We start from the raw sequence: 11,752 nt of genomic DNA, 5'->3' as shown, positions 1-11,752 counted from the left end.
GGCCGCGGAGGTGGCGGCCGGCCTCGACGCGGGCGTGCGGATCTCGCTCCGGCTCGACCTCGCCGCCCACACCGTCTTCGACCCGGCCGGCGACGACCGGGAGAGTGCCGCCGCCGCGGTCCTCCAGGTGCACAGCCTCGCCGACCCCACCCTGGTCACCGACGCCGCCCGGCTGTGGGAGGGCGAGGGCGGACTCGGTCCCCGGGCCCGCATCGACACCCTCCTCGCCGTCCGCCGGGCCGCCCGCGTCTGGCCTCCGCTCGCCCGTCTGCTCGAGCGGCCCGTCCCGGACGTGCTCCCGGTGGACGAGGACGAGCTGTCCGACCTGCTCGGCCGGGCTGCGGCCCGGCTCGGCGCCGCCGGCGTCGCCGTCCACTGGCCCCGGGAACTGGCCCGCGAACTGACCGCCACCGCCGTCGTCCGGCGCGCCCCGGGCTCGGCCGCCGACGGCTTCGGCTTCTTCGACACCCAGGAACTCCTGCAGTTCCGCTGGCAGTTGGCGCTCGGCGGTGAACCGCTCACCGAAGCGGAGATGGACAACCTCGCCGAAGCGCACCGGCCCGTCGTCCGGCTGCGGGACCAGTGGGTCCTCGTCGATCCCGCCCTGGTCCGCAAGGCCCGCAAACGCGAACTCGGCCTCCTGGACCCGGTCGACGCCCTGTCCGTGGCGCTCACCGGCACCGCCGAGGTCGACGGGGAACAGGTCGAGGCCGTCCCGGTCGGTGCCCTCGCCGAGCTGCGTGGCCGCCTCACCTCCGACCTGCCGCCGGCCCCCCAGCCGCCCGGTCTGCGCGCCACCCTGCGCGACTATCAACTGCGCGGACTGGCCTGGCTCGACCTCATGACCTCCCTCGGCCTCGGCGGATGCCTGGCGGACGACATGGGCCTGGGCAAGACCGTCACCCTCATCGCCCTGCACCTCAGGCGCAACCACCCCGCCCCCACGCTCGTCGTCTGCCCGGCCTCCCTGCTCGGCAACTGGCAACGGGAGATCGAACGGTTCGCACCGGGCACGGCCGTGCGCCGCTTCCACGGCGGCAGCCGCAGCCTCGAGGACCTGGCCGGCGGCTTCGTGCTCACCACCTACGGCACGATGCGCTCCAGTGCCGCCGAACTCGCCGCACACACCTGGGGCATGGTCGTCGCCGACGAGGCCCAGCACGTGAAGAACCCCTACTCCTCCACCGCGAAGGCGCTGCGCACCATCCCCGCGCCCGCCCGGGTCGCCCTCAGCGGCACCCCCGTCGAGAACAACCTCTCCGAACTGTGGGCCCTGCTCGACTGGACGACCCCCGGACTGCTCGGCCCGCTCAAGACCTTCCGCGCCCGGCACGCCCGCGCCGTCGAGGGCGGCGAGGACGACGCGGCCACCGAACGGCTGGCCCGTCTGGTCCGCCCCTTCCTGCTGCGCCGCCGCAAGTCCGACCCCGGGATCGTCCCCGAACTGCCGCCCAAGACCGAGACCGACCATCCCGTCGCCCTCGGTCGCGAACAGGCCGCCCTCTACGAGGCCGTCGTCCGGGAGACCCTCGCCCGGATCGAGGAGGCCGAGGGCATCGCCCGCCGCGGTCTGGTCATGAAGCTGCTGACCGCGCTGAAGCAGATCTGCAACCACCCCGCGCAGTACCTGAAGGAGGCCGCCCCCGGCCTCGTCGCACGCTCCGGCAAGCTCGAACTCCTCGACGAACTGCTGGAGACGATCGTCGCCGAGGACGGCTCGGTCCTGGTCTTCACCCAGTACGTGTCCATGGCCCGGCTCCTCGAGACCCACCTGGCCGGCCGCGGCATCCCCAGCCTGTTGCTCCACGGAGGCACGCCGGTCGCACAGCGCGAGGCGATGGTCCGGGAGTTCCAGGCCGGCCGGGTCCCGGTGTTCCTGCTCTCCCTCAAGGCCGCGGGCACCGGGCTCAACCTGACCCGGGCCGGGCACGTCGTCCACTACGACCGCTGGTGGAACCCGGCCGTCGAGGAACAGGCCACCGACCGCGCCTACCGCATCGGCCAGACCCGGCCCGTGCAGGTGCACCGGCTGATCACCGAGGGCACGGTCGAGGAACGCATCGGTGAACTCCTCAGCAGCAAGAAGGCGCTGGCCGACGCGGTCCTCGGCGGCGGCGAGGCCGCCCTGACCGAGCTGAGCGACGCCGACCTGGCCGACCTCGTGTCCCTGCGGAGGACGCCGTGAACCGCCGTGTCTACCCGCCGTTCCCGCCCCGCCCGGGCAGCCGGGGCCCGTTCGCCGAGTCCTGGTGGGGCCGGGCCTGGGTGACCGCACTGGAGGAGAGCTCGCTCGACGCCGGACGCCTCTCCCGCGGCCGCACCTACGCGCGTGCCGGTAACGTCGACCAGATCACGGTCACCCCCGGCCTGATCACGGCGGTCGTCCACGGCAGCCGCCCCCGCCCCTACACCTCCCGGATCCGGCTCGGCGTCCTGACCGCCGACGACTGGGACCGCTTCCTCGACGTCGTGGCCGGCCGACCCGCGCACATCGCGGCCCTGCTCGACAAGGACATGCCGCACGAGCTCGTCGAAGCGGCCGCGTCGGCGGGCGTCCGGCTGCTCCCGGGCCCCGGCGAACCCGCCCCGCAGTGCACCTGCCCCGATGACGGTCATCCCTGCAAGCACGCCGCCGCCCTCTGCTACCAGACGGCCCGGATCCTGGACGAGGACCCGTTCGTCCTGCTGCTGATGCGCGGACGCGAGGAGGACGACCTCCTCGACGAACTGTCCCGCCGCAACGCCGCCCGCGCCGCCCGGAACCGGACCGGCACACCACGGCCCCCGGTCACCGTCGGTGCGCGCGCGGCCCTGCAGCGGACCGAACACCCGCCGCTTCCGGAGCCGTTGCCCGCACCCGACGTGCCCGCGCAGCCGCCGGTGTTCCCCGAAACCGAGGACGGGCCGGCAGCGGAGACGCTCGAGTTCCTGGCCGTCGACGCCTCGGCCCGGGCCCACGCCTTCCTCACCGGTACGGAGAGCGCCCTGGCACCGCTCACCCCGTGGCAGGACGCAGTACGTCTCGCCGCCGGTCACCCCCTGCTCGCCGGGCGCCACACCGTCTCCCGCCGCTTCACCGGGCTGGCCGGGGCCACCGGGGGAACGCCGAAGGAGCTGGCGCGGGCGGCCGCTGCCTGGCGGCAGGGCGGACATGCGGGCCTGGCCGTCCTCGAGGAGGAATGGGACCCGCCGGCCGGGGACTTCGACCGGGCCCGCAGTGTCCTGACAGCCGCGGAGCTGCCCCGGCTGACTCCCCGGCGCAACCGGCTCACGAACGTCTCCGGCGTCGTGCAGCTCCGCTACGGGCGGGACGGCCGCTGGTACCCGTACCGCTCGGACCGGGGCCGGGAGGACTGGTGGCCGGAGGGCCCGGCCGACGCCGATCCGGTCAGTGCGCTCACGGGACTGCTGTACGGGTGAGGACTCCCCGACCGTGCGGCCGCACGGTCGGGTCGGCCAGCCGAGACCTCACCCGCCGGCGCAGCGTGTTCCGGCCGCTTGTGAGACGTACCGGCACCACCACGGCGGTTCGCTGTCACCTTGCTGACCCAACTGCCTTGCAAAAGAGCTGAGTTGATGACTCATCGGGAGCGGAATCATTACCTCCGCTGCATTAGTGTGATTAAGCTACGCATTGCTTTCCTTGGCCCGGCCTCGACAGCGGCGGGCAGGTCGTCGCGCGCCCTGCTCTCCCCGACGCCGACGGCCTGTGCGTCCTGCGAGGAGCGGAGACAGACGGTTTCCCGCGCTCGGATACACCGTGTTCCCGAGAGCGTTCCGCCGTGTCCGCCGTGACGCAGCCCATGTCTGGGACGTCGTCGCGAACCGAGCCTCACCGAAGACCGGAAGACCCTTTGGAGAGGAGCACGACGCATGCAGGAGAACGAAAGACCCACGGGGGCCGCGCAGGAACCGACAGAAGGTACCGGGGACACCCGGCACCTGAACCGCCGCCTGTTCCTCGGCGGACTCGGAGCCGCTGCGGCGACCGCCCTGGTCGCACAGTCCGGTGCGAACTCACCGGCCTGGGCGAGCAGCGAGACGACGGCGCAGCTGCCTGCGAGCATGGAGCCCCCGCAGACCATGGCGATGCGGACCTTCAGCAAGATCGACGGAACTCCCGTGTACTACTGGCGCGGTGACCGCGGGAACACCTCGCTGCGCAACTGGCAGTGCACCGAAGCCTTCTACGACCGCCTGGTGGTCTGGATCCGCGACCTGCGCGACCTGTCCGCCGACGGAGGGTTCGGCGGGATCGACTTCCTGGTGTCCGCGGGCTTCTACGTCAACAAGAGCGGCCAGCACGGTGCGGGCACCGCGATGGACCTCGACCTGGTCCGCTGGAACGGCGGCCGGCAGAGCTCCCCGCTGGACGGCCACCACTCCGCTTCGGACAAGACCCTGCGCCGCCGCTACCTGGCCGTGGACGCGACCTGCCGTCGGCGGTTCCGCTACGTCCTCGACGGCTGGTACAACTCGGACCACCACGACCATATCCACGCGGACTTCGGTGGCCTTCCGACCCTGTGCCAGAAGGGTTCGTCCAGCGACACCAAGTTCGTCCAGGCCATGTGCAACAACTTCATGGGCTCGGGACTGGCGGTCGACGGGATATGGGGATCCAAGACCCAGTCGGCGTTCACCCAGGCGAAGAACAAGCTCAGCATCGAGGGCGACCCGCACACCAACCTCGACTCCTGGCGGAACATGCTCGCGCGCATAGCCCGGCACGGGTTCCGCGACGACGCGTTCTGACCGGTGGCAGGGGCCGGGTGCGGACACCCGGCCCCTGCACCGTGCGGGGCCCCCGGCTCACCCGCCTCCGGACGGGGCCCGATCCTCGAGGAACTCCAGAACCGCATCGGTGAACCGACCGGGAGCAGTCCGGTGAATCAGATGCCCGGCCGGGACGGTGAGCAGCCGGGCATGCGGCACGCGCCGGGCCAGTTCCGCGATCCGCTCCTGGGGGACCGGGCTCTGCGGTCCGCCCGCGAGGACGAGCGTGCGGGCGGTGATCCTGCCGAGCAGCGCGAGCCAGGCGGCGTCGGGGGTATCGATCTGCTGCCTGACCGCGAGCACCATGTCCCAGTCGAACGACAGTGGCCCTTCCGGCCGTTCGGGGACGACCCGTTCGCGGGGGAGCGGCGCCGGCACGTCCTCCAGGATCAGCCGGTCCAGCCGCTGGGGATGCGCCGCGGCCAGCATCCAGGCGACCATGCCGCCCAGGGAGTGGCCGATCAGGTCCACCCGGTCGAGGGCAAGGGCGTCCAGGAAGCCGAGCACGTCATCGCGCATGAGCTCCAGTGAGTAGGCGCCGGGCCGGTCGCTGCCGCCGTGGCCCCGCAGATCGACGGCGTACACCCGTCGGCGGCGGGAGAAGGCCGGTGTGACGTCCTCCCAGTCCCGGGCCCCCTCGCCCAGCGCGTGCAGGAGGACCAGCGGCGGTGCGTCCGGAGGTCCGCAGACCCGGTAGGCGAGCCGTGCCCGTCCGGTCTCGACGGTGTGTTGATCAGGCATGGCCGGACGCTACCGGCACCGGCCACCCGTGTGGCGATGTTCGCCGGGGAAGGACGCTCCGGATCAGGGAACCGCGGGTCAGGCGGTCCCGGAGGTTCCGTCGGCGTTCGCCTCGGTGGGCGTGCGCAGCTTCTCGAGGGCGTCGGCGGCGCTCAGCTCCGCATCGCGCACCTGTTCCCAGCGGCCGAGGGAGGCGGCTGCGCCGCGCATGAGCTCGTCCGGCAGACCGGCCTCGGCGAACAGGTCGGCGACCTCCTGCAGTTCCGGTGCCCAGCGCCAGGCATTCGCAGCCGCGTCGGGTATGTGGGCGGTCCTCGTCGGGTAGCCGCCCGGCTCCTGCGCGGCAATGTCCGTCAACTGCCTCGCCACACCGTGCTGTTCGGCCACGCCGTGGGCCAGCGCGGCCAGGATCTGGGCGGCCTTGCGGTACCCGCTGTGGGAGAGCCCCAGCGCCGACGCCTTGCCGATCTCCTCCCCGAGCGGACGCACCTGCACATCGGTCATGGCGAACAGCCCGCTCAGCCGGGACACGGCCGAGGGCGGACCGGAGGCGTACAGCAGCGGCCGCTTGCCGTTGACCGGTGGCGGGCCGATGAGCGCCGCGTCGACGACCGAGGCCCCGGGCAGCAGCTGCACGATGCGCTGCATGCGCCGGGGAGCCGTGGCGTTCGCCTCGATGTACAGCGTGCCGTTCTCGACCCCGTGCTCCGCCACCTGCCGGGCGACGTTCTCGGCCGCCGCCGGACTGCACAGGGAGAGGACGACGTCGGCGCGCTCGAGGAGGTCGGCGAGCCCGTCGGCGGCCTCCAGCCTGGCCGCTTCGGCCCGCTCCGCCGTCGCCGGGCTGCGGCCCTCGGGGGACCAGATCACGCGTGCGCCACCCCGTCGCAACTGCGCCGCAACGGCCGCACCCATGCGGCCCGGGTGGAGGATCCCGACGGTCGTTCCCACACCCCTCATACGGCGCTGCTCTCCGATCGCATGTCAGCAGGCGGCCCGGGGACCGCGCGGTTGATGTCTCGCGAACCCTACCCGCGCGTCTCCGAAGATCGAACCCCCGTTCAATCCGGTCCCGTTCGGTCCGGTCCCGTTCAGTCCGGTCCCGTTCGGTCCGGTCCCGTTCGGTCCGGTCCACCGGCCGCACCGCACCGGTGGCCGGCGGGCAGCGTCGGGGAGGTCGAGATCAGGAAGGGCGCGGCATACGGGGCGGTGTCCTGCGGGGTCACACAGAACAGGTGCCCGGCGAGGCGGCGTTCCGCAGCGTCCACGGGGTCGGCGTAGGCGAGCAGGAACGTGGGGTCGTTCAACCGGTCCAGCCTGAGGACGAGGTCGGCCTCGTCGTGGCCGTCGGGGTCGGCGAAGTCCTGGGAGGGCACGGTCCGGAAGCCCAGATCGGCCTTGAAGCGGAACAGGCCCGGCTTGGTGAGGTGCCCGATGAGGTTGGGCTCGTTCCCCAGGGTCGCCCAGCGGTACCCCTTGCTCCGGGCGACCCGCAGGGCGGTGAGGTAGAGCACCCGCGCCAGGCTGGAGCGCCGCCACTCGGCGGTGACGGCGGAGAAGCGCACCACCGCGGCGTCGTCGTCCGGGCACTCGCGGACGAGGCAACCACCGGCCAGCTCCTCGCCCGCGTACGCGAACACGCCGAAGAACTTGTCCGGGCCGTCGAGCACGGCATCCCGGTGACCGAGGGCGAACGGAACGCCGAAGTCCATCTGGGCGACACGGTCTGCGTACAGGGCCAGGAACCGGTCGAGGGCGGCGGGGGAGACCGGCTCCTCGATCACCTCGGTCAGTCCCGCCGCAGCCGCGTCGCGCTGCGCCCGGCGGATGTCCCGGCGAGCGGTCCGGCGCAGGCGGGAGAGGAACTCCTCCTCGCCGGATCCCAGTTCGGCCACCCAGGCGACGGCCGACGGCTTGCGCAGGAATCCGTGGGCGCCGAGCTCCGGCCAGAAGGTCGCCGGCGGGTCGACGACCCGGACGACGTCGATGTCCCGGCCCGGGCGGGCCCAGGGCCGGGCCGCCAGCTCCTCCGGCCCGACCACGGCGAGCGCGAGTCCGTAGTGGTCCCGTATCTCCACGTGCTGCTCCCTTCTGCCTGCGGGGCCGCTGTCCCGCGCCCCGAGCGGACCGCCGCGGCCGGACGGGGACGTTCAGGCCGATGCGGGCTCGTGCCGGGGGGACGCGTCGTCGCGCAGGCAGTCCCCGAAGGTCTCGAGCGCGCGGGACCAGTTGTCGGCGTACTCGCTCACCAGCCGGATGAACTCCGCCGCCTCGTCCGAGGTCGTGACGAGGCCCGTCATGCCGGTCTCGTCGTCGCTGACCTGCTGGGCGTGGCCGGTCTCGGCCTTGATGTGGGAGTCGATCCAGGCGAACTGGTCGTTGTGGTGGAACAGCCGCTCGCCGTCCACCATCACCTTCGCGTACAGCCGCCGGAACCCGACGGCGATGTCCAGGGCGATGGTCTCCACCACCCGGAGCTGGACCGCGGCGCCGAGCGGGGACTCGGCGAGCCGCTCCATGTTGCCGAGCAGTTCGCGCACCGCGGCCGGCAGCTGAGCGGCGGCCTCCCGGCCGGCTTCGTCGACGTGGGGGGTCAGTGGTGCGACGACCGTGTCGTCCCACCAGACGTAGTGAATTCCCGCCGGACCGCGCGGGGCGACCGCCCGGAACTCAGGTGCCGCGTTGTCGAGGTCGTCGCCGATGACCTGGTAGACGGTCTGGAAGGCGCCGAGGAGTTCACGGGACGGGGCTGCCTGGGCGGAGAACGAGCGGGCCATCACGCCCAGTCCGGCGAGGGTCGTGAACATGAAGCTCTTGGTCATCTCCCGCCAGCGCAGGCCGATGGCGAGCCCGGCCTCGGGGGTGACGGCCGAGGCGTTCTTCGCGGTTCCGAAGAACGCGTTGTCCGCGCGGCGCAGGCGGGCCCGGTCGATTTCCTTTTCCACGCGCTCGTCGAGCTCGTTCCGGTCCTCGGGCGAAAAGCCGGTAACAGCGGTCACGATCACTCCAGGGGAGAAATTCGGCGGGTTCGGCTGTGCTGGGGGCTCGGGCGTTCCGGAGGACGGGTGTCGCAGGGCGGAGGGCCCTAGATTCCCAGTCCTGCCTTGACCTCGGCGAAGAACGGGATGTGCCGGTAGTCCTGCTTCTCGGCATCGAAATCGGTGTACTGGTTGGTGAATTCCAGCAGTCGTTTGCGGACGATCTCGGCCGGCTCCTCGTGAATCCGGTGCTCGATCCGTTCGATCTCGGCGAGGAACTGCGCCAGCACCGTCGCGATCGCCGGGCTCAGGGTGATCACTCCGTCCTCCACCCGGATGCCGTCGTGCCCGGCGAGATAGCGGAAGAGCAACTGCGAGGCGACGGCGTCGTAGTTGGGGCGGGGTATGCCTTCGACGGCGTAGCGCAGCAGGCGTTCGGCCAGGATGTACTCGTAGGCGGTCAGAGCCTCGTGACGCGGCAGCTTCTCGTCGTGCAGCAGGGCGAGCATGGCGGAGACGTCCACCCGGAGCTCCTCGAGCCCGGCGAGCGGCTTGTACTTCTTGACCGGCAGGAACTCGGGTATGGGCATGTCGCCCTGCCGGTGGTGGTATTCGTGCAGCCGCACCCACCACGACGACGCCTGCTCGATCTGCCTGTCGCTCGCGCCCTGAATCAGCGGGAAGCTGCCGGGCGCCGTCACCGCGTCGATCATCCGGCGCGTGATGCGGTTGTGCCGTTCCACGAACTTGTCGATGAAGTAGAAGATCAGGTCGTCCGGGTCCTGGAGACCGTCGATGTGGTTTTCCGGGAAGAGCGCCACGACCACCCGGGAGCCGAACCCAGCAGAGTGTCCCGTGATGTTCACCGGAGCGGTGTTGCTGGCGTAGCGCTCGGCGAGGTGCGGATCGGCCGGCAGCAGTTCGTAGGTGAGGTAGTCCAGCGAGAGGGACGGGAAATAGGAGGCGTCGAAGAGCGAGAAGATGTGGTTGTCCCGGCGGCTGTTGATGTGTTCCTTCACGGCCTTCAGCCGGGCTCCAGGCGTGTACGCCCGCAGGTCGTGCACGAGCGCCTCCGCGGCCGGCATGCGTCGCAGATGCCGGGATCCTTCGATGCGGCGTGCTAGCGCCGCGCGTTGCTCCGGCTCGCGGTACGACGACCGTTCCCCGAGCTGTCCGCGCAGTTCACCGATCTCGGCGAACACCGGTCGCATGTCGTTCAACGTGCACTCTCCCGTTGCTGCCGAGCGGGCCGGGGCCGCTGGTCGGACGAAGGGCCGGGGCGGTCGTCACCGCCGGGCCGCGGGCGTCCGGTACGGGGACGCGGGCGGGGATCCGGACGGCGGTCGCCGGAGAGGGGAACCACGGTCGCGGCCGTGGGCGTGTCCATGGGAGTCAGGGATCTCGGCGGGTCCGCCTGTGCGTCAGCAACCTGCACGAACTCTCCCTACGAAAGATCCGTTGAGCGGCACGCCGCGACGATCACATGATCCGTGCCGACCGGTCAGCAGACTAGCCACCCGGCATGGTCCTGAACAGATCTGCGGCCCGACGCCGCAGGAACGAACGAAGGAGACCGGAACGTTGAAACCCGTTGATGCGGCATCGAACCCTGCCCGCCGGGCACTGCTCGCTGCCGGAGCCGGAACGGCTGTGGCAGCCGCACTCGTGCACGGCGCGGCACCGGCGCGGGCGGACGTCCGTCCCCGCGGCACCGTCGTTGCACGCTTACGACAGCTCGAGCGTGAACACGGCGCGCGCGTAGGCGCATTCGCGTACAACGTCGCGACCGGAGCCGGCGTGCGGCACCGTTCGGACGAGCGCTTCCCCATCTGCTCGGTGTTCAAGACCCTTGCCGCCGCTGCCGTTCTCCGCGACCTCGACCGGAACGGGGAGACGCTCGCCAAGCGCATCCGGTACACCGAGGCAGACCTGGTCGACCACTCCCCGGTCACGGGCACGCCCGAGCACCTCGAGCACGGCATGACCATCGCTGAGCTCTGTGACGCCACCATCGTGACCAGCGACAACACCGCGGGGAACCTGCTGCTCCGGGAACTCGGCGGGCCGAACGCCGTCACCCGGTTCTGCCGTTCGATCGGGGACACGACGACACGCCTCGACCGGTGGGAGACCGACCTCAGCTCCGGTGAACCGTGGCGTGTCGAGGACACCACCAGTCCGGGAGCAATCGCCGGCAGCTGTGCGCGGCTCGTCCTCGGGAACGTGCTGGAGCCCGGTGACCGCCGGCTGCTGACGGGATGGATGCTGAACTGTGCGACCAGCGGCAAGCGGTTCCGGGCCGGGCTGCCCGCGGACTGGACGGTCGCCGACAAGACGGGCGGCGGCGGGTACGGCACGGGCAACGACGTCGGCATCGCCTGGACGCCGGACGGCGCCCCGATCGTGCTGGCCGTGCTGACGACCAAGCCGGAAGCGGGTGCGGCTGCCGACGATGCGCTCATCGCGAAGACCGCGGGGGTGCTGGCCGACGCCGTCGGCTGACCGGCCGGAACACGCGCTGGGATCCGCCGCACACCGGCCCCCGGCTCCTCCAGGAGCCGGGGGCCGGTGTGCGGCGGGAGCGTCGGTCTACTGCAGGATGCCCTGACTGCGGATCACCAGCAGTGCGCCGGCTACGAGGACGGCCAGAACGAGCAGCCAGATCCCCCGGGCGAGCCGGTGGTTGCGCAAGCCCGGCAGGACGTGGTCGGTCGCGATGCGGCCCGGGCCGGCGAGGGTGAGCGCGGTGGTGACAGCCAGCAGGGTCGCCTCGAACTCGATGCCGGACGGGGCGAAGAATCCGCCGCTCCACTTCACGGCCACCGCGTTGATCATCACACCGACGAGGGCGGCTGCGGCGAAAGGCATGAACAGGCCCAGGATGAGGCCGACCCCACCGGCCAGCTCACAGGCGCCGGCCACGGCGGCCATCGTCCGGCCGGCGGGGTAGCCGGCCTTCTCGAAGAAATGTCCGGTGCCGTCCAGCCCGGCGCCGCCGAACCAGCCGACGAGCTTCTGCGCGCCGTGAACGGCGAAGAGTGCGCCGACGGCCAGGCGGAGGACGAGCAGCCCCGCGTCATGGGCGCGGCGCTTCGGGGCGTCGGGTTCGGCGGGCGGACCTTCGGCGAGCGGGACGAGGGTTTCGGAGAGGGACATCGGGGCTTCTCCAGGGTGGTGAGCAGCAGCCCACCTGTCGTCGGCGTGCGGACACAACAGGGCCCGGGAACCGGGGAATTGCATCCACCGGCCCGATCGGG

General features: G+C 71.8%; 10 protein-coding genes. 4 read left to right on the top strand and 6 right to left on the bottom strand.

The genetic code is table 11. The features are described 5' to 3' along the window. From M1E25_RS15490 to M1E25_RS15480, 3 genes are all read left to right on the top strand, one after another. Positions 1–2,185: SCO1167/SCO6262 family helicase (locus tag M1E25_RS15490; protein ID WP_251415708.1), on the top strand; the 2,185-nt coding region annotated here is incomplete at its 5' end. Continuing rightward, on the top strand, positions 2,182–3,420 hold the full coding sequence (locus tag M1E25_RS15485; RefSeq protein ID WP_251415705.1) for an SWIM zinc finger family protein: 1,239 nt from the start codon (positions 2,182–2,184) through the stop codon (positions 3,418–3,420). The genes M1E25_RS15490 and M1E25_RS15485, both read left to right, overlap by 4 nt. Positions 3,421–3,873: 453 nt before the next feature. After that, positions 3,874–4,755 carry an extensin family protein gene (locus M1E25_RS15480; protein WP_251415703.1) on the top strand — a complete coding sequence of 294 codons (882 nt, stop codon included), beginning with the start codon at positions 3,874–3,876 and terminating at the stop codon, positions 4,753–4,755. A gap of 57 nt (positions 4,756–4,812) precedes the next feature. Here the strand turns inward: M1E25_RS15480 and M1E25_RS15475 are convergent, their stop codons facing one another. From M1E25_RS15475 to M1E25_RS15455, 5 genes are all read right to left on the bottom strand, one after another. Continuing rightward, entirely contained in the window at positions 4,813–5,517 is a 705-nt protein-coding gene (locus M1E25_RS15475) for an alpha/beta fold hydrolase (RefSeq protein ID WP_251415701.1), read from the bottom strand. A gap of 78 nt (positions 5,518–5,595) precedes the next feature. Further along, positions 5,596–6,477 carry a DUF1932 domain-containing protein gene (locus tag M1E25_RS15470; protein WP_285830799.1) on the bottom strand — a complete coding sequence of 294 codons (882 nt, stop codon included), beginning with the start codon at positions 6,475–6,477 and terminating at the stop codon, positions 5,596–5,598. Positions 6,478–6,608: 131 nt separating this feature from the next. Beyond that, entirely contained in the window at positions 6,609–7,595 is a 987-nt protein-coding gene (locus M1E25_RS15465; RefSeq protein ID WP_251415699.1) for a GNAT family N-acetyltransferase, read from the bottom strand. 72 nt (positions 7,596–7,667) lie between these two features. Further along, the gene (locus M1E25_RS15460) at positions 7,668–8,516 is read right to left on the bottom strand and encodes a DUF6202 family protein (protein ID WP_251415696.1); all 849 of its coding nucleotides are present in this window, start codon (positions 8,514–8,516) and stop codon (positions 7,668–7,670) included. An 86-nt stretch (positions 8,517–8,602) separates the two neighbouring features. Beyond that, positions 8,603–9,706, bottom strand: coding sequence for a DUF6421 family protein (locus M1E25_RS15455; protein ID WP_251415723.1), 1,104 nt, complete (start codon positions 9,704–9,706; stop codon positions 8,603–8,605). A gap of 370 nt (positions 9,707–10,076) precedes the next feature. Between M1E25_RS15455 and bla the strand changes: the two genes are divergently transcribed. Then, entirely contained in the window at positions 10,077–10,997 is a 921-nt protein-coding gene (gene bla / locus M1E25_RS15450) for a class A beta-lactamase (RefSeq protein WP_251415694.1), read from the top strand. Positions 10,998–11,084: 87 nt separating this feature from the next. On the opposite strand, the gene M1E25_RS15445 is transcribed toward bla, so the two are convergent. Next, positions 11,085–11,651, bottom strand: coding sequence for a DoxX family protein (locus tag M1E25_RS15445; protein WP_251415692.1), 567 nt, complete (start codon positions 11,649–11,651; stop codon positions 11,085–11,087). Between the last annotated feature and the right edge of the window lie 101 nt (positions 11,652–11,752).

Source organism: Streptomyces meridianus, assembly GCF_023703325.1.
Taxonomy (GTDB): Bacteria; Actinomycetota; Actinomycetes; order Streptomycetales; family Streptomycetaceae; genus Streptomyces; species Streptomyces meridianus.
Note: the sequence above shows the minus strand (reverse complement) of the source record. Positions and strands in the feature narration are given on the sequence as shown.